Source organism: Rhodococcus sp. NPDC060084, assembly GCF_042730335.1.
Taxonomy (GTDB): domain Bacteria; phylum Actinomycetota; class Actinomycetes; order Mycobacteriales; family Mycobacteriaceae; genus Rhodococcus.
The window spans coordinates 13,732-31,362 of record NZ_JBHWWX010000044.1 but is presented as its reverse complement, the minus strand read 5'-3'; the positions used below and the strand labels follow the sequence as shown (position 1 = coordinate 31,362).

The 17,631-nt window shown below is 68.6% G+C and carries 18 protein-coding genes and 1 other RNA gene; 12 read left to right on the top strand and 7 right to left on the bottom strand.

Annotated elements, in window-relative coordinates; translation table 11 throughout:
* Nucleotides 1-155: 155 nt before the first annotated feature.
* Together ACFWBU_RS18505 and pip are read left to right on the top strand one after the other, a co-directional pair.
* Entirely contained in the window at nucleotides 156-599 is a 444-nt protein-coding gene (locus ACFWBU_RS18505) for a hypothetical protein (protein ID WP_378528944.1), read from the top strand.
* Entirely contained in the window at nucleotides 599-1,561 is a 963-nt protein-coding gene (gene pip, locus ACFWBU_RS18500) for a prolyl aminopeptidase (protein WP_378528943.1), read from the top strand. Before ACFWBU_RS18505 ends, pip begins: the two co-directional genes overlap by 1 nt.
* Before the next feature lie 12 nt (nucleotides 1,562-1,573).
* Here the strand turns inward: pip and ACFWBU_RS18495 are convergent, their stop codons facing one another.
* The 4 genes from ACFWBU_RS18495 to rnpB form a co-directional block, all read right to left on the bottom strand.
* A complete protein-coding gene (locus ACFWBU_RS18495; RefSeq protein WP_378528942.1) occupies nucleotides 1,574-2,176 on the bottom strand; it encodes a CHAP domain-containing protein in 603 nt (200 codons plus the stop codon).
* Nucleotides 2,166-3,575 carry an RNB domain-containing ribonuclease gene (locus ACFWBU_RS18490; protein WP_378528941.1) on the bottom strand — a complete coding sequence of 470 codons (1,410 nt, stop codon included), beginning with the start codon at nucleotides 3,573-3,575 and terminating at the stop codon, nucleotides 2,166-2,168. The genes ACFWBU_RS18495 and ACFWBU_RS18490 overlap by 11 nt, the downstream gene beginning before the upstream one ends.
* A 25-nt stretch (nucleotides 3,576-3,600) precedes the next feature.
* Nucleotides 3,601-3,780 carry a hypothetical protein gene (locus ACFWBU_RS18485; RefSeq protein WP_169620231.1) on the bottom strand — a complete coding sequence of 60 codons (180 nt, stop codon included), beginning with the start codon at nucleotides 3,778-3,780 and terminating at the stop codon, nucleotides 3,601-3,603.
* Between the two features lie 301 nt (nucleotides 3,781-4,081).
* Nucleotides 4,082-4,493: RNase P RNA component class A (gene rnpB, locus ACFWBU_RS18480), an RNA gene on the bottom strand.
* A gap of 123 nt (nucleotides 4,494-4,616) precedes the next feature.
* On the opposite strand from rnpB, the gene ACFWBU_RS18475 reads away from it, so the two are divergent.
* Nucleotides 4,617-5,135, top strand: a complete 519-nt coding sequence (locus tag ACFWBU_RS18475; protein WP_378528940.1) for a DUF1697 domain-containing protein — start codon at nucleotides 4,617-4,619, stop codon at nucleotides 5,133-5,135.
* Nucleotides 5,136-5,238: 103 nt separating this feature from the next.
* Nucleotides 5,239-6,504 carry a lipase family protein gene (locus ACFWBU_RS18470; protein WP_378528939.1) on the top strand — a complete coding sequence of 422 codons (1,266 nt, stop codon included), beginning with the start codon at nucleotides 5,239-5,241 and terminating at the stop codon, nucleotides 6,502-6,504.
* A 143-nt stretch (nucleotides 6,505-6,647) separates the two neighbouring features.
* On the opposite strand, the gene ACFWBU_RS18465 is transcribed toward ACFWBU_RS18470, so the two are convergent.
* The 3 genes from ACFWBU_RS18465 to ACFWBU_RS18455 all read right to left on the bottom strand — a co-directional run bounded on the left by ACFWBU_RS18465 (nucleotide 6,648) and on the right by ACFWBU_RS18455 (nucleotide 9,748).
* Nucleotides 6,648-7,841, bottom strand: coding sequence for a bifunctional RNase H/acid phosphatase (locus ACFWBU_RS18465; protein WP_378528938.1), 1,194 nt, complete (start codon nucleotides 7,839-7,841; stop codon nucleotides 6,648-6,650).
* Nucleotides 7,790-8,527: a zinc ribbon domain-containing protein gene (locus tag ACFWBU_RS18460; RefSeq protein WP_169620235.1), complete on the bottom strand. Its 738-nt coding sequence runs from the start codon at nucleotides 8,525-8,527 to the stop codon at nucleotides 7,790-7,792. The genes ACFWBU_RS18465 and ACFWBU_RS18460 overlap by 52 nt, the downstream gene beginning before the upstream one ends.
* Before the next feature lie 75 nt (nucleotides 8,528-8,602).
* Nucleotides 8,603-9,748, bottom strand: coding sequence for a Nif3-like dinuclear metal center hexameric protein (locus ACFWBU_RS18455; protein ID WP_378528937.1), 1,146 nt, complete (start codon nucleotides 9,746-9,748; stop codon nucleotides 8,603-8,605).
* A 76-nt stretch (nucleotides 9,749-9,824) separates the two neighbouring features.
* Here ACFWBU_RS18455 and ACFWBU_RS18450 point away from each other — a divergent pair, with 76 nt between their 5' ends.
* From ACFWBU_RS18450 to ACFWBU_RS18415, 8 genes are all read left to right on the top strand, one after another.
* Nucleotides 9,825-10,514: an HAD-IA family hydrolase gene (locus ACFWBU_RS18450; RefSeq protein ID WP_169620237.1), complete on the top strand. Its 690-nt coding sequence runs from the start codon at nucleotides 9,825-9,827 to the stop codon at nucleotides 10,512-10,514.
* Nucleotides 10,504-10,977, top strand: a complete 474-nt coding sequence (locus ACFWBU_RS18445) for a low molecular weight protein-tyrosine-phosphatase (RefSeq protein ID WP_378528936.1) — start codon at nucleotides 10,504-10,506, stop codon at nucleotides 10,975-10,977. Before ACFWBU_RS18450 ends, ACFWBU_RS18445 begins: the two co-directional genes overlap by 11 nt.
* A 28-nt stretch (nucleotides 10,978-11,005) precedes the next feature.
* A complete protein-coding gene (locus ACFWBU_RS18440; protein ID WP_378528935.1) occupies nucleotides 11,006-11,956 on the top strand; it encodes an SURF1 family protein in 951 nt (316 codons plus the stop codon).
* 64 nt (nucleotides 11,957-12,020) lie between these two features.
* Nucleotides 12,021-12,377, top strand: coding sequence for a DUF5655 domain-containing protein (locus ACFWBU_RS18435; protein ID WP_169620239.1), 357 nt, complete (start codon nucleotides 12,021-12,023; stop codon nucleotides 12,375-12,377).
* 163 nt (nucleotides 12,378-12,540) lie between these two features.
* On the top strand, nucleotides 12,541-14,184 hold the full coding sequence (locus ACFWBU_RS18430; protein WP_378528934.1) for an ABC transporter substrate-binding protein: 1,644 nt from the start codon (nucleotides 12,541-12,543) through the stop codon (nucleotides 14,182-14,184).
* Between the two features lie 3 nt (nucleotides 14,185-14,187).
* Nucleotides 14,188-15,183: an ABC transporter permease gene (locus ACFWBU_RS18425; protein ID WP_169620241.1), complete on the top strand. Its 996-nt coding sequence runs from the start codon at nucleotides 14,188-14,190 to the stop codon at nucleotides 15,181-15,183.
* Nucleotides 15,180-16,871, top strand: a complete 1,692-nt coding sequence (locus tag ACFWBU_RS18420; protein ID WP_378528933.1) for a dipeptide/oligopeptide/nickel ABC transporter permease/ATP-binding protein — start codon at nucleotides 15,180-15,182, stop codon at nucleotides 16,869-16,871. Before ACFWBU_RS18425 ends, ACFWBU_RS18420 begins: the two co-directional genes overlap by 4 nt.
* Nucleotides 16,868-17,629 carry a dipeptide/oligopeptide/nickel ABC transporter ATP-binding protein gene (locus tag ACFWBU_RS18415; protein ID WP_206036650.1) on the top strand — a complete coding sequence of 254 codons (762 nt, stop codon included), beginning with the start codon at nucleotides 16,868-16,870 and terminating at the stop codon, nucleotides 17,627-17,629. Before ACFWBU_RS18420 ends, ACFWBU_RS18415 begins: the two co-directional genes overlap by 4 nt.
* The last annotated feature ends 2 nt before the right edge of the window (nucleotides 17,630-17,631 follow it).

Here is a 17,631-nt window from a genome sequence, read left to right as displayed (position 1 = left end):
CGGCAAGCCCTTCCTGCGGTATGCCGCGGAAGGGCTTGCCGTTGTGTGACGTTCGTCCCCCGGTTCCGGCGGGGCGGCCTCACCGCACCCTCAGGATTCGGTGGCACACTCGACGGCGACCACGACCCGAGCCGCGACAGACGAGGTGTGAATCCATGAACCGATTACGACAGGTGCCGGCTGCGGCCGCCATCGCAGCCGCCATGATCGGCGTTCTCGGGGCATGCGCTCCGGCGCCCGAATCCGGGCAGACCGGTTCCAGCACAGAACTGTCGTCGTCTACCGAGGCGACCTCCTCGGCAACGCGGTCTCCGCAGTCCGGTGACGCCGGCGTCACCGAGGCTCAGGCGGAAGATCTGTGCACCCGGCTGGAGGCGCAACTGTCGCCGTGGCGCACGTACACCCCGTCGGTCGGCCGCGGTGGGCTCAACATCCTCATCGGCGAATGGGCAGGGGCCAACGGCGTCGACCTCCTCGCACTCGCCGGTGATCGGGCACGGATCGACACGATCACGTCCGAGCAGTGCCCCGAGGTGCGGCAGGAAGCGATCACCGCACTCGAAATTCCCGATCTCGCATCCGGTCTCGTCGGCTTCTGATGAACGAGCGCCGCGAGCTGTATCCGCCGCTGGAACCGTACGAGCAGGGCATGCTCGACGTCGGTGACGGTCAGCAACTGTACTGGGAGGTCAGTGGCAACCCCGCGGGCAAGCCTGCGGTGTTCCTGCACGGCGGGCCCGGCGGCGGCGTGTCGCCGATGCAGCGCCGGTTCTTCGACCCCGATGCCTACCGCATCGTGTTGTTCGATCAGCGCGGTTGCGGCCGATCGCTCCCGCACGTCGCAGACGGGGCAGACCTGTCGGTCAACACGACCGACCATCTGGTCGCCGACATCGAACGACTGCGCACCCACCTGGGCGTGGAGCAGTGGCTCGTCTTCGGTGGCTCGTGGGGATCGACCCTCGCGCTCACCTACAGCCAGCGACACCCCGACCGCGTCACCGAACTGGTGTTGCGCGGAATCTTCCTGCTACGGCGCAGCGAGATCGACTGGTACTACAACGGCGGTGCGGGAGAGGTGTTCCCCGATCTGTGGGAGGGATTCACCGCACCACTCGCCGCGGCGGAACCCGGGGAGCATCCCGTCGACACCTATCACCGTCTGCTGCACTCCCCCGACCCGGACGTGGCACTGGACGCCGCGATCGCATGGTCGACGTGGGAAGGCGCCACGAGCACGCTGCTACCCCATCCCGACCGCGTCGCCGAAACCTCCGAACCCCGGTTCGCCCTCGCGTTCGCGCGGATCGAGAACCATTACTTCTACCACCGTGGTTTTCTCGAGGACGGTCGGATTCTGCGCGACGCGCATCTGCTGCACCGCATTCCCGGGGTGATCGTGCAGGGCCGCTACGACGTAGTGTGTCCGGCGCGCAGCGCATGGGATCTGCATCGGGCCTGGCCACAGTCCGATCTGCGCATCGTCGACGATGCCGGTCACGCGGCAACCGAACCCGGTATCACCCATGAACTCCTGCAGGCCACGGACCGGTTCCGGTAGTCCGCCGCCGGTTCAGGCGGGCAACCGCCCGAAACCGACCACGGCGCCGTCGCCCTCCCAATCGAGGGTGTGGACGCGAATCTTACCGAACTCGTTGCCGCCCACGGTGGTTGCGGTGCTGCCCTCCACCGCGATCACGATGTTGGTGTGTTCACGCTGCCCGAAACCCAGTGAGCTGTGGTAGAGCACCACGTCGCCGACGGCGGGGCGGTAGCCCGATCCGGAGGGTTCGAAGCGGCCGGTCTGCTCGTAGTACTCCCCGAGCGTGTACACCCCCGGGATACGCCAGTGACCGGAATGCGGATTAGCCAGAGGCACACCGGCTTCCCGCATGATCCAGCTGACGAAGTCCGCACACCACGGTTCCCGGACGCCCTCGGAGTAGAACGTCCCGGACCGTTGCGCGTTGTGCTGATCCTCGAGCAACTCGACGATCCGGCCCTGCGTCGGCGACAGCGCCGACGTGTCCACGTCCGGGAACGATGCACTGTCCCAGGGGAACAAGCGGTTGGGGGCACTCCACCACACGGTCGCGGCAACAAGAGCCACGGCGACCACCACGACCGCCGTGATCGCCGCGAGCGGTGGGCGCCCGACGGTCCGATCAGGGTTCACAGGCGAACTGCACTCTCCGGGACGCCGGGTCGGCGAGTACCAGGCGGACCGTGACGCGCTGTCCCTCCGCGGGTGCGCCGGTGCATTGCGCGATCACCGTCTCCGACGGGATGAAGATCTCGGCGTCGCGTCGCTCGGTGGCGTCCTTCAGGACCGTGGCGTCGAAGGTCTCCCCCACCCGCGACGACAGCACGACCGCTTCGGCGAGGTCGATGCACGCGCGCCCGACCTTGCCGGCGAGCGAATCGGACGAGGACATGATCTTCGGCAGCAGACCCAGGGTGTCGCGCACATCGCCGGGCAACTCGGTACCCGAGGACACCGCAAGGCACACCTCGGTGGCGTAGCGGTCGGACAGCCGGCGCAGCGGCGCGGTGACATGCGCGTAGGCGGCGCCGATCGCGCCGTGCACCGTCAGTTCCGGCAGTTCCCCGTCGAATGCGACGTAGGACGCGCCGCGCAGCAGCGTCGGCGCCTCGCTCATGAGAACGAGCGTGGTGGGCAGATTCGCGTCGAGACCGGCGAGGAAGGCGCCCACCGACATGCCGCCCGGCCACTCGACGCCCAGCGAACAGGCGGTTCGGCGGAGAGAGGCGACAGCGTCGGGATCGGCGGGCGGCAACGTGCGCAGCAGCCCGGTCTTCGCGTCGATCATGATGCGCGCCGCGCACATTCCGGTCAGCAACGACACATGCGAATTCCAGTCGTCGGCCTCGGTGCGCGGTTCGATGTCGAGTCGCCAGCCGTCACCGTCTTCGACCACGTCCTGCTCGGGGAGTCTCAGTTCGATCGCGCCCCGTGCCCGCGCCGCGACTTCGCGCAACCGCCCGAACTCGGGTAGCGCCGCGATCGACGGATGGAGGGTGCCCGCATCGGCATCGCGCTGCACACCGGCATAGTCGAGTCGCGCCACCGAGCGGACGCGGGCCCGCGACACGGAGATTGCGACGGGCTCTGCGTACTCGTCCATCTCGATGCGCCACAACACGGCCGGTCGCACCGCGCCCGGGAGCAGACTGGCCGCGTTCTCCGACAACACCCGCGGGTGCAGCGGCACCGACCCGTCGGGAAGGTAGAAGGTCTGCGCGCGGCGGTGCGTCTCGAGATCCAGCGCACCGCCGGGTTCGACGACCGCGTACACGTCGGCGATCGCGTAGTGGAGCACGAATCCGGTGTCGGTGCGCTCGAGGTGGAGTGCCTGGTCGAGGTCCATCGAACCGGGTGGATCGATCGTCACCACGGGCAGATCTGTGCGATCGTCGCGCTCCGAAGCGAATCTGTCGGTCGCCCTCCGGGCCTCTGCGAGCGCCTCGTCGGGGAATTCGTCGACGAGGCCGAACTCGGCGCGGACACCGGTGAAATCGATCTCCGGTGCGACGACGATGGGTGTGGTCACCAAAGCGGCGGGGCTCCTCGTCGCGCGATCACTTGTTCCATTCGTCGTCCGCGTCGTCGGCTGCCTTGTTGCGGGCGGCAGCGATGTCGAGGGCCCGCATGGCGGTCTCCCGGTCGGGGTACGGACCCATGCGGTTGAGGGCGCTGGGATCTTTGCCCTGGGTCACCTTGCCGGTCTTCACATCGAAATACCAACCGTCGTCACTCATGGCCCCAGTGTGCCCGAACAGCGGCGCGATACCCGGTATATCGGGCGCGGTTTCGGCGAAACTCGGCTACCGGCGCAGCTGGTAGCGTCGGCCGGACCACAAGATCGTCACCGACCGAAGGAGATCACACGTGTCGTACATCCTTTTCGATGCACTGCTGCCCTATGTAGGCCCCGAGTCCGCCTCGTACTGGGCCCACCTGCTGGTCGTCGGACCGCTCTGAGCGACTCCCGGCGGCGGCGATGCCGTCGACCGACCGGGGCGGGCACGCGCGTCGGCGGGGTGGGACAGGGATGCAGGGCGGACGAGTCGGCCTGTAAGCCGGATCCTGTCCCCCGCCGAAGCGGGGTGGCGACCATCCATCTGGGCACACCGTTGCCGGGTACCTCGAGCGGTTCACCCGCAGGCTCGGGCGAGCAGCCCTCGAGCACCTGCGCAGACGCACCGCGCAGCGATGCGACCTTCAACCTTGCTCCGGGCGGGGTTTACCTAGCCACCCCGGTCACCCGGGGTGCTGGTGCGCTCTTACCGCACCGTTTCACCCTTACCTGCCCGCGAGGGGCAGGCGGTCTGTTTTCTGTGGCACTGTCCCGCGAGTCACCTCGGGTTGCCGTTAACAACCGCCCTGCTCTGTGGAGTCCGGACTTTCCTCGACGCAGGGCCTGACACCATCCGGTGCCGGTTCCCTGTTCCGCGGTCGCCCGGCCAACTCGTCCGCCCGGACAGCGTAGCGCGCGCCCGCGGGGATACGACGCACGGACCCCGTGCCGTCTGCCGCCGTGCGACCACCGCCTATCGCCCTCCCGGCCCGCCGCGGGAGAACTACCGTGAACCGCATGACTCGGTACGTGGCTTTCCTGCGCGGGATCAACGTCGGCGGTATCCGGATCAAGATGGCCGATCTGGCGGAGTTGTTCTCCGCGGCCGGACATCGCGACGTCCGCACCGTACTCGCGTCGGGCAATGTGCTGTTCGACTCCGACGACGATGCCTCGTCGCTGAAACCCGCACTCGAACGCGCGCTGACCGATCGCTTCGGGTACGACGCCTACACCTTCGTCGTCGAGCAATCCCGGGTGGCGGACATCGTGGCGGCCTACCCCTTCGGAGACCGCGAGGATCGGCACTCCTATGTGGTGTTCGTGTCCGACCCCGATGTTCTCGACGCCCTGGCTGCGGATGCGAACGGTCTCGACGGTGACGTCGAGTGCGCCGCACCGGGTGCGGGTGTCCTCTACTGGCAGGTCGAGAAGGGGAACACTCTCGACAGCGCGCTCGGGAAGAAGACCGGGTCCGGTCGGTACAAGGCGGTCACCACCGCTCGAAATCTGAAAACACTCCGCAAGTTGCTGTGACTTGTCACCACAAGTAAGCAAATCCTCGGACGTCCTCGTAAGTGCAGTTAGCCTCCCCGGGGGCCGCAGTCGCGGCACATGAATCCGGACTCGAAGGACACACATGCGGATTGCCGCACGACTGCTTGCCGCAGCAGCTCTCGCAGGACTCTCCCTCGGCGCGACGACCACCGCAGCAGCCCAGCCGGCGGTGCCCGGCCCCGCCGCACAGTCGGACGACTTCTACGCCACGCCCGACCTGAGTTCCGGTTCTCCGGGAGAGGTACTGCGCACTGCCCCGTCGGTCGCCGCAATCATCCCCGGCACCCCCGCCGTGCTCGACGCCTCGGTCACCCGCGTGATGTATCGCAGCACCAGCGCCACCGACAAGCCTGTCGCCGTCGTCGGCACCGTGATGGTCCCGGCACTGCCGTGGGCCGGCGACGGCCCCCGGCCCACCGTCGTGGTCGGGCCCGGCACTCAGGGCATGGGCGATCAGTGTGCCCCGTCCAAGCTCATGACCTTCGGCCAGGAGTACGAGCACCTCCAGATCGGTCCGCTCCTCGCGCGCGGCTACGCGGTCGCGGTCACCGACTACGAAGGGCTCGGCACCGCCGGAGTCCACCCCTATCTCAACCGTGCCTCCCAGGGGCACGCGATGCTCGACCTCGCCCGCGCTACCCGGTCGCTGGGAACTCTCGGCGTGGATCAGGACAGCCCGATCGCCTTCTGGGGTTATTCGCAGGGCGGTATGGCAGCGGCCTCCGCAGCCGAACTCGCCTCGACCTACGCCCCGGAACTGCCGGTCGCCGGTGCGGTCGCGGGATCACCGCCCGCGTCCCTCAACGATCTCGCGGTCGCAGGCGACGGTTCGTTCTTGTCGGGAGGCATCGGCTGGGTCGTCAACGGGTTCATTTCCGCGTACCCGCAACACGCCGACGACATGCTGACGGTGTTCAATCCCGCGGGCCTCGATATTCTCGGCCGCGCCGAAAATGCGTGCGTGTTCGACGCACCGCTGCTCGACCCGTTCTCCTCGACCACCCGGTACACCGTCGACGGCCGGCCGATCGTCGAGCATCTCTCGGAGGAGCCGTGGGCCTCGCTCGTGGCCGAACAGGAACTCGGCAACCGGACCCCGTCCGTTCCGGTGTTCGTGGCGCAGGCCACCGGGGACGATTTCGTGCTCGTGTCGGGCGTCGACACGATGGTCGGCAAGTGGTGCCTCACCGGAGCGACCGTCACCTATCAGCGATACGACGTTCCCCCGGCGTTCACCAAGACAGGATTCGGGCACGTCGTCGGACTTTTCCCCGCTCTGGTGGAGGGCATGGACTGGCTGGACCAGCGATTCGCCGGCGTCCCCGCGACAACGACCTGCGGCGCGTAAGGAAAGTTCGAAAAAAGCTCGGCGGCCGGTAACGCCTCACCGATCGCAGCGATACATGATGTGAGTGGCCACGCAGGCACCCCCCGACATGCCTGCGCGGCCACTCTTTTCATCGCTGCTCCCGTGAACCGGGATATCGCGTGTTACAGATGCGAAGTGTCGTTGACCAGACGCACCGAGGATCCGCCGTCCGGATAGAACTCCGCGGTGCTGAGCGACGCCAGGTCCAGGTGCAGCCGGTACAGCAGGGACGGACCCGAATCCAGCGCGAGCCGCAGGAAGGTCTTGATCGGAGTGACGTGGGAGACGACGAGTACGGTCACTCCCCCGAACTCCGACACCAGATCGTCTCGCGCGGCGGCAATCCGCGAGTGGACCTCGTCGAAACTCTCGCCACCGGGCGGACGCACCGAGGTGTCGCCGAGCCACGCGCGATGAATGTCCGGGTCGCGCTGGGCGGCCTCACCGAACGTGAGGCCCTCCCACTCGCCGAAATCCGTCTCGATCAGGCCGTTGTGCACCGTCACGGGCAGATCCAGGGCGTCCGCGGCCACGGTGGCGGTTTCGCGGGCGCGGCCGAGCGGCGACGACACCACCGCGGCGACGCCTCCTCGTGCCGCGATCCGGCGCGCGGCGGCAACGGCCTGTTCACGACCGAGTTCGGTGAGCGGCGGGTTGCCCCGCCCCGAGTAGCGGCGTTCCACCGACAGCGGTGTCTGGCCGTGCCGCAACAGCAGGAGCCGTGTCGGCGAACCGGTCGCGCCCGTCCAGCCCGGCGCCGTGGGTGCCGGAGTCGTCGCGGCCGGCGGAGTCGTCGCCGCGACCGAAGGCGACGAGGACGACTCTGCGAGGACGAGCGTCTCCTCGCCGGAGACGAGTGCCTCGGCAGCGGCGTCCATGGCCACATTCGCAAGACGGTCGGCGTACGCGTTCTCGGCGCGCGGAATCCACGTGTAGTCGACACGGCGGAACTTCGCCGCCGTCTCCCGCGCCGCCGCGGCGAGCGGAATCATGTCGGGATGCTTGATCTTCCAGCGGCCCGACATCTGCTCCACGACGAGCTTGGAATCCATACGGACGTCCACCTCGTCCGCCCCGAGTTCCGCGGCGGCGGTCAGCCCCGCGAGCAGTCCCCGGTATTCGGCGACGTTGTTGGTGGCCCGCCCGATGCTCGCGTGCCGCTCGGCGAGGACGGTCCGATGGTCGGCGTCGAACACCACGGCACCGTAGCCCGCCGGTCCCGGATTTCCTCTCGAGCCGCCGTCCGCTTCGACGACGACCCGGGTCACAGTCCGGATTCCTTGGTGCGCACCAAGATCGAGTTGCACTCCGGGCATCGCACGAGCGCGTCGGCAGGTGCGGCCGCGATCCGGGCGATCTCGCCCCGGTCGAGCTCGAGGCGGCAGGCACCGCAGCGGCGTCCCTGCAGCAGTGCCGCGCCGATGCCGGTCTGTTCGCGCTGCTTCTCGTACAACGCCACCAGGTCCTCGGGCAGCGCACCGATCAGGGCCGCGCGGTCGCTGCGGCACCGCTGCTCGGCGACGTCGATGTCGGCGAGGGCTTCGTCACGAGCGCGGGTCGCGTCGGCGAGCTGATCGTCGATCTGCGAGACCTGCGCCCCGGCGTGATCGTGGTCGCCCTTCGACGCCTCGCGACGTTCCATCACCTCGAGGAGGTCGTCCTCGAGCGCCCCCTGACGGCGTTCGAGGCTTCCGAGTTCGTGCTGCAGTTCCGTGAGCTGCTTCGAGCCGACCGACCCGCTCTCGAGCATCGTCCGATCGCGCTGTGCACGCATGCGCACCGCTTCGATCTCCCCTTCGAGCTTGCGGATGTCGCGATCGAGATCGTCGAGGATGATCTCGACGGCCACGGCCGCATCCTTACGCGCGTTGCGGTCGGACTGGAGCCGGTCCACCGTCTGCTGTTCCGGCAGGGTGCGACGGCGGTGCGCAAGGCGATTCAGCTCCGCGTCCACGGCGGCGAGAGACAGAAGCTTGGACTGCACTGCGGATTCGACGTTCACTCGGGTGGTTCCTGCTTTCGGTGGGGCCTCGATGGGCGGGGATGACGGACAGCCCCGGAGACGGGTCGTAGCTGATTACGGTACCGCGCGCACCGCGGCGGTCGTCCACGGATCGGTTCGCAACCGGCTCACCCGCGCCTGCCAGCCGTCCCGGCCGGCGAATGCCGCGTCGAGAACGTCACGTGCCTGAGCGCACCACGGATACTCGCTCGCCCAGTGTGCGACATCGACGAGTGCGGGACCCCCGGCGCGCAGGTGCTCGTCGGCGGGGTGGTGCCGGAGGTCCGCTGTGACGTAGGCATCCACGTCGAGCGCCGCGACCGCGCCGAGGAACGAATCGCCCGATCCCCCGCACACCGCGACGCTCCGGATCGGCCGCTCCGGGTCGCCTGCGGCGCGTACTCCCCACACGGTGGCGGGCAGGGCCGCGGCCACCGACTCGGTGAACTCGGCGAGCGTCATCGTCTCGGGTAGCTCCCCGACCCGCCCCAGCCCGCGAGCACTCGGGAGTTCGGCGAGTTCGAGCACGTCGAACGCCGGTTCCTCGTAGGGATGGGCGGCGCGCAGGGCGGCGAGCACCCGGGAGCGGGAACGTCGCGGAGCGATCACCTCGATACGAGCTTCCTCGACGTGCTCGAGTTCCCCGAGGACGCCGAGTGCGGGATCGGCTGCGCCGACGGGACGGAACTGGCCGGTGCCGGAAGTGGTCCAGCAGCACTCCGTGTAGTTGCCGAGCGCTCCCGCACCGGCATCGAACAACGCGTGCCGGACGCTGTCGGCGGAACCGGACGGCACCATCACCACCCATTTGTCGGTGGCCGGTTCGGGCTTGGCCTCGAGCGGTCGCAGTCCGGTCAGCCCGAGTGCCTCGGCGAGGGCGTCGGACACGCCGGGATTCGCCCGATCGGCATTGGTGTGCGCGGTGAACAACGCGCAGCCTCCGCGGATGAGCCGGTGGATCAACGCGCCTTTCGGGGTGTGCGCGCCCACCGTGTCGACGCCGCGCAGCAGCAGCGGGTGGTGGACGAAGAGCAACTGCGCACCCCACTCGAGTGCCTCGTCGACGACATCGGTGGTGGCGTCGACTGCGAGGAGCACCTTGTGGACCGGGTCGGCGGGGTCGCCCGCTACCAGTCCGACGGAGTCCCACCCTTCGGCCAGCGACGGTGGATACGCGGTATCGAGTACGTCGATCACCTCACGCAGCGACGGCGCAGTCACGTGTCCTCCTGGGTTGTCTCGGCTGTCCCGACGACCCTACGCGGCGCGGTGTGCCCGAACCGAGGACAATGGATGCGTGACCCTTCTCGTCGAACCACAGCCACTGCTCCTGCCCGCCCCGGTTGTCCTGTTCGACCTCGACGGAACGCTCACGGACTCGGCGACCGGCGTGATCAACGGATTTCTCCACGCGGCCGACACCGTCGGATTCGCTCCACCCACGGGCAACCTCCACCGACTGCTGGGTCCGCCCATGCGCGACAGCCTGCTCGCACTCGGGCTCGACGAGGACCGGATCGCCGCAGGGATCGAGGCGTACCGGGAGTACTACTCGGCGACAGGCTGGGCCGAGAACGCGGTGTTCGACGGCGTCGAACCCCTGCTCGACGCCGTGCGCGCCGCAGGGAGCCGCCTCGCGGTCGCGACATCGAAGTCGGAGTCCTTCGCCGAACGCATCCTGGACCACTTCGGGCTCGCGCCGTACTTCGAGTTCATCGGCGGGGCGAGTGACGACGGAACGCGGCGCGCGAAATCCGATGTCGTCGCGCACAGCCTCGAAGCCCTCGGTATCCGGCCGGTCGAAGCAGGGACCACCGGCGTCGTGATGGTCGGTGACCGCGAGCACGACATCCACGGCGCGGGACGCTGGGGCATACCGACGGTCTTCGTCGAATGGGGTTACGGCGACGCCACCGAGGGGCAGGCCGCCGCCCGCATCGCGACCAGTGTCGACGAACTTCGCGAGGTGCTCACGGGTGGCCGCTGACGACGACGTGCTCCACGTGACGTTCGTGTGCACCGGCAACATCTGCCGGTCTCCGATGGCCGAGAAGATCTTCGCCGAGCACGTGCGCCGCGAAGGACTCGGCGACCGGGTGCGGGTGAGCAGCGCCGGCACGCACGGCTGGCATGTCGGCGCCGAGGCCGACCCGCGGACGAACGCGGTGCTGCAGCGGCACGGGTACCCGACCGGGCATGTCGCGGCCGAACTCGGACCGTCGCATCTTTCCGCAGACCTGGTGGTGTCGATGACCACCCACCACGATCGGGCGGTGGCGCACCTGGGTGTCCCGGCGGAGCGGCGCGTCCTGCTGCGCTCGCTGGACCCGGATGCCGACGGCGATTCGGTGCCCGATCCGTACTACGGCGGGCTCCCCGAGTTCGAGCAGGTCCGCGACCAGATCGAGGGTGCGATTCCCGCGCTGCTCGACTGGGTGCGGCAACAGTGAGACCTACCTCACCGTCTACCGTGGACACGTGCGCCGATTGACGTTTCTCCTCCGTCCCAGCTGGCTGGTCCTGGCCCTGGTGGTCGGCGGCTTCGCCTACGCGTGCTTCACCGTCCTCGCCCCGTGGCAGCTGGGTAAGAACACCAGCACCGAGGAACGTAACGATCGTCTCGCCGCGTCCATGTCCGAGGATCCGGTGCCGGTTGGTGACCTTCTCGCCGGCCCCGGCCCCACGGTGGACGACGAGTGGCGACGGGTCGTGGCCCAGGGTTCGTATCTCCCCGACTCCGACGTACTCGTGCGGCTGCGCAACATCGACGGCCGTCCCGCCTACGAAGTCCTCACTCCGTTCGAGTTCGACGACGGGCGGATCATCCTCGTCAACCGCGGTTTCGTCCGCCCGGTGCAGGGCACCGCGGTACCCGAGGTCCCGCCCGCACCGGCCGGAGACGTCTCCCTCGACGCTCGGATCCGGATGTCGGAGGGCACCGTGGCCGGCAAGGACCCGTTCACCGACGCGGGATATCAGCAGGTCTACTTCATCGACGCCCCGCAGGTCGCGCAGGTCACCGGGCTTCCGCTCGAGGACGTCTACCTCCAGCTCGACGACGGTCAGCCCGGCGGACTCGGCACCATCCCCTTGCCACAGCTCGACGCCGGCCCCTACCTCTCCTACGGTCTCCAGTGGCTCGCGTTCGGCATCATGGCGCCGCTCGGTCTCGGCTACTTCGTGTGGGCAGAACTCCGCGAACGCCGGAAGGCGAAGGCCGCGACGATCGCCGGGCCGGATGCCGACGCCTCGGACACCGCGAAGTCGGACAGCCGCGGTTCGGACCTCCGTAAGTCGGAGAGCACTGCGCTCACCGACGATGCTGACGACACCGTGCCCGCCGGCACCGCACCGGCCGACGCGCCGGCTCCTGCAGCGCCGCCGTCCCGTGAAGACAAGCTCGCCGACCGTTACGGACGGTCCCGGTGACAGGCTGGGCCGACCGCACGTCTGCCGACCGCATTTCCGCCGACCGACTTTCCGAGGAGCCCTGATGTACGCCACGGTCGAGGACTACCTGGCGGACAAGGACCCGGCCGCAATCGAGGCGTTCCTGCGATTCCGCACGATGGTTCTCGACCTCGGTGACGACATCGAGGAGCGCGTGCACGCGTCGGAGATCTCGTGGTCCCGCGGCCGCACATTCGCTGCCGCATTCGTGTACGCCTCCAAGCTCGAAGTCGCCCTCGATCTTCCGCGGCGGGTGCACCACGCGGCTCTCCGTGAGGCGTTCCCGACCGGCCCGATCACCACCCACCGTTTGAGTCTCGCGGACGCCGCCGGGTTCGACGACCATCTGGCCGAACTCCTGCGCGAGGCCTACGACACGGCTGCGGAGCCCGGCCCGTAGCCGAACCGTCCGTTCTCCGGAGACAACACAACCGCCCCCTCACACGAGGGGGCGGTTGCCTTTTATGCCCGGATCTGGATTAAGGTAGCCTTACCGCACTAAGGATTGCCTTACCTCGGGTGGTGCGGGCCGTGTACTTCCCTTCAGCAGAATGTGAACTCAGTTGACGCGCACACTCCGGCGTTCTCACGCCCTGCCCCTCGTTCTTGCGCCGGCACTTCTCGTTGCAGCATGCGGCGGGTCGAGCACGGCGGCAGAGTCGGCTCCGGGACCGTCCTCGGCCCGATCGCTCACCATCGCCGCCTCCGAGGACTCCGGGCCCCTCAACATCTTCGCCGGCCAGACGGACCAGATGACCGAGCTGATCTACGACAAGCTTCTGTCGCCGTCCCCCTACGTCGCCGACCCCCAGCCGTGGCTGGCCACCGACGTCCGCCAGGTCGACGCGACCACCTGGGAGGTCGACCTCCGCGACGACGTCACCTGGCACGACGGTGAGGCGTTCACGGCAGACGATGTCGTCTTCAGCTTCCACTACATGCACGCTGCCCCCACCGGCCGCTACACCCACCACGTCAACGACACGCCGTCCATCTCCACGGTCGACGCCGTGGACGAGGACTCGGTTCGCTTCGTGTGCGACTACTCGTGCCCCGAACTGGGCCCCGTCACACTCGCGGACCTGCCGATCATCCCCGAGCACGTGTGGTCGAAGGTCGACCCTGCCGAGGCCAAAGCCGTCACGGACCTTCCGATCGGCACCGGCCCGTTCGTGCTCGTCGACTACAGCCCGACCAGCGGGTACCGCTTCGAGGCGAACGAGGACTACTTCGCGGGTACCCCGACCGTCGACGAACTCGTCATGCCGGTCATCGAAGACAACGCCGCCGCGTTCACCGCGCTCAGCTCCGGCCAGATCGACGCCGCCGACCGCGCGCTCACACCCGAACTCGTGGACCGCTTCACCGCCTCGAACGACATCGGCGTGATCACCGTCGCGCCGCTGAGCTACCCGGAACTCAAACTGAACTTCGCCCGGGAACCGTTCGCACAGGCCGACTTCCGCGCGGCGCTGAACCTCGCGGTCGATCGCGACCAGTTGCTCGACGTCGTCGGACTCGGTCAGGGCCGTCCCGGCACACAGGGCTACGTCCATCCGGACGCGCCGTTCGCCGACCCCGGCGCCTCGACCCCCTACGACGCCGAGCAGGCCACGGCACTGCTCGACCGCCTCGGCTGGACCGACCGTGACGGCGACGGCACCCGGGAGAATCCCGCCGGCGAACCGGCGACCTTCACCTTGGCCGTCAACGGTGGCAACGCGCCGCAGGTCCGCGCCGCCGAACTGCTCGTCGAGGACTTCGCCGAGATCGGCATCGCCGTCACCGTGACCCCGCTCGACTCCGGATCGTTCTCCGATGCGTCGTCCAAGAAGACCTACGACATGATGGTCACCACGAACAGCCCTCACGCAGTGGCCGATTCGACGCAGTTCATCATGTCGCACCGTTCCGGCAACCTGTGGAAGCACCCGGACCTCGCCTACCCGGAGTTCGACGCCCTGTACGACGCGTGGAAGGCCACCGAGACCAACGACGCGCGCATCGCCGCCATGCAGGACATGCAGAAGCTGTTCAACCGCCAGCCGACCGCCATCGCCCTGTACTACCCGGACGAGTACTGGGCCTTCCGCGCCGACACGTTCGGTGGATGGATCGAAACCCCGGGGTACGGCATCGTCCACAAGTGGTCGTTCCTGCCGGCGGACGTCGTCGAGGCAGCCAACGCACAAGCACCCCAGGACTGACCCATGACCGTCGTGCGTCGAGCAGGGCAATACGCGCTCGTGTTGTGGGCGGCGGTGACGCTGAACTTCGCGTTGCCCTACTTGGCGCCCGGCGATCCCGTCGAATACCTCTACGGCGGCGACCAGCAGGCCCTCGATCCCAAGTACATCGCGCAGATGCGCGCCGAGTACGGACTCGACCGGCCGATCCTCGAGCAATACCTCTCGTTCTGGTCCGGTCTGCTGCACGGAGATCTCGGAATCTCCGTGCAGCACAACCGGCCCGTGGTCGACGTCCTGTGGGACAAGCTGCCCTGGACGGTTGCGCTGATAGGTATCGGCACCCTCCTGGCGTTCCTCATCGGCACCCTTCTCGGTGCCTGGGCGGCCTGGCGCCGCGGCACCGGCAAGGAAACCGGAACCGTCGTCGGCATTCTCGTTCTCGATTCGATGCCCGGTTTCTTCATCGGCATGATCCTCATCGCGGTGTTCTCCGTGACCCTCGGCTGGTTCCCGTCCTACGGGGCAGCGGCCATCACCTCCACCGGCGGGGAATGGCTGCTCGAAGTCGCCTCGCGCATGGCGCTTCCCGTCGCCACGCTCACGATTGCCGGTGTCGGCGGGTTCTTCCTCATGACCCGGGCGTCGATGGTCGGGGTCCTCGACGAGCCGTTCATCCGGCTCGCGCGGGCGAAGGGCCTGAGCGAGTTCCGCGTCGCGGTCCGGCACGCCCTGCGCAATGCGCTGCTGCCCGTCTACACCACCCTCACGCTCACCGTGGGCGTCCTGCTGTCCGGTGCGGTCGTCGTCGAATCCGTCTTCGCATATCCCGGTCTCGGCAAACTCACCTTCGACGCCGTGACCGCGCGTGACTACCCACTCCTGCAGGGCGCGTTCCTGCTCGCCACGGTCGGCATCGTCGCCGCGAACATCGTCGCCGACCTGACCTATCCCCTGCTCGATCCCCGGGTCCGTCGCGACCGGACCTCCGCCACGACTCACGAAGAGGTGACCGTGTGAGCATTCTCGGTACGAAGACACGGTCGCAGCGACTCGCAACGGCCGGCGCGGTAATCCTCGGAATCCTGGTGCTGTGCGCGCTGACCGCGCCGTGGCTCTCCCCCTTCGACCCGGCCGAGCGCGCGACACGGCCGTTCGCGTCTCCGTCCTGGCAGCACTGGCTCGGCGCCGACGACGTCGGGCACGACCTGCTGTCGATGCTGCTTCACGGCGCCCGTGTCTCCCTGTTCGTCGGTGTGGTCGCCGCAACCGTCGCCACCGCGATCGGCACACTCGTCGGTGTCGTCGCAGGCTATGCGCGCGGTGTCCTCGACACCGTTCTCATGCGCGCCGTCGACGTCGTGCTGTCCCTCCCGGTATTGCCACTGACCATCGTGATCGGCGTGTTCGCCGGTCCGGGCCTGCGCACCCAGATCATGGTCATCTCCGCCGTCCTCTGGGCCGGCATGCCCCGTGAACTGCGCGCGCAGGTCCTCACCCTGCGCGAGCGCGATCACATCCAGGCCCAGCGAGCGATGGGCGCGAGCGCGGGCTATGTGCTCCGCCGCCACATCGCACCCGCGGTGGTCCCACTCGTCGTTCCGCAGTTCGTCCTCGCCGTGAAGACGGCGATCCTGCTCGAGGCCTCGCTGTCGTTCCTCGGGCTCGGCGACATCTCGGCGGCCAGCTGGGGGTCGATGCTGTCGATGGCCCACTCCCGCAACGCATTCCTGACCGATGCGTGGCTGTGGTGGGTCCTGCCGCCCGGCATCGCGATCGCGGTCACGGTGCTGGGGTTCGCGTTGCTCGGCAACGCCATCGAAGAGCGGACACGGCCGATCCTTCTACCGCGCAAAGCCTCTCGCCGGTCGCGCCTCCGGGCGGCGACCCCCGAGACCGTCGCCGACGACGTGCAGCACCCCTTGGTCGTCGACAACCTCACCGTCCGATACGGCGTGGACGGGCGCGGTGCCACCGGCGTGTCGTTCTCGATCGCACCCGGCGAACTGCTCGGCCTGGTCGGCGAATCCGGCAGCGGGAAGTCCACAGTCGCCGCCGCCGCGGTGGGTTTGCTGCCGCCCGCGGCACGCATTGTGTCCGGCCGCGTGCTGGTGTCCGGCCGGGACGTCGCGGCCATGACGCCCGCGGAATTGCGCGCCGTGCGCGGCAACCGAATCGCTCTCGTTCCGCAGGAGGCCCTGAGCGCCCTGAACCCGGTGACGACCATCGGCTCTCAACTGGATGAAGCCGTCAGGGCACACCGTTCCTGCAGCCGCGCCGACGCGCGGGCACGCTCGCTCGACCTGCTGGCCCAGGTGGGTCTCGGTGCCGATCGGGCCGACGCCTACCCGCATCAAATGTCCGGGGGCATGCGCCAGCGTGTCGTCATCGCGATGGCATTGGCGAACGATCCGGACGTTCTGATCGCCGACGAGCCCACCAGCGGCCTCGACGTGCTCCGCGAAGCCGAAGTGCTCGCACTGCTCGACGACCTGCGGACCCGGCACTCGCTGGCGCTACTGGTGGTCACCCACAACCTCCCGGTCATCGAGCGGATCGCCGACCGCATCGCCGTGATGAAGGACGGAGACCTGGTGGAGATCGGCCCGGTCTCGCAGATCACCGGAGCACCCGAACATCCCTACACCCGGCACCTCGTCGAATCCGCTCCCCGGCTCCGCCCCGCGCTGCTCGAGGCCGCACGGTGAGCCCGCTGCTCGACATCCGATCGCTGTCCGTGGTGTTCGACGGTGTGCCCGCCGTATCCGATGTCTCCCTGCGGGTCGCGGCGGGCGAATCGGTCGCCCTGGTGGGCGGTTCCGGCGCCGGGAAGTCCACGGTGGCGCGGGCGATCGCCGGACTGGTCACTCCGACCGCCGGCAGCATCATCTTCGACGGTACCGACGTGACGACTGCCCGCGGACGGCAACGACGACAGGTGCGCCGCGACATGCACATGGTCTTCCAGGACCCGTACGCGTCGCTGCCACCGGGACTGCGGGTCCGGGACATCGTCGCCGAACCCATGGTGATCCACGGACTCGGTGACCGTACCGAGCGGCGAGAAGCGGCGATCGCCGCTCTCGACGCTGTGCACCTCACACCGACGGCCCGTTATCTGGACCGTTTCCCTCACGAACTGTCCGGCGGACAGCGACAGCGCGTGGCCTTCGCGCGGGCACTGGTGACGCGCCCGCGCCTCCTGCTCGCCGACGAACCGACCAGCGGCCTCGACGCGTCGCTACGCATCGGGATCGTGGACCTGATGGCCGAACTCGCCGCCGGCACCGGTCTCGCCGTCGTGCACATCACGCATGATCTCGCGCTCGCCGAACGCAGCTGCGAGAACATCGTCGTCATGCAGGGCGGCCGTGTAGTCGAATCCGGCCGCGCGAGCGAGGTTCTCGCCCGTCCCCGGCACGCCTACACCGCAGCACTCGTCGCCGCCGCGTCCGGCTCCCGCTGACC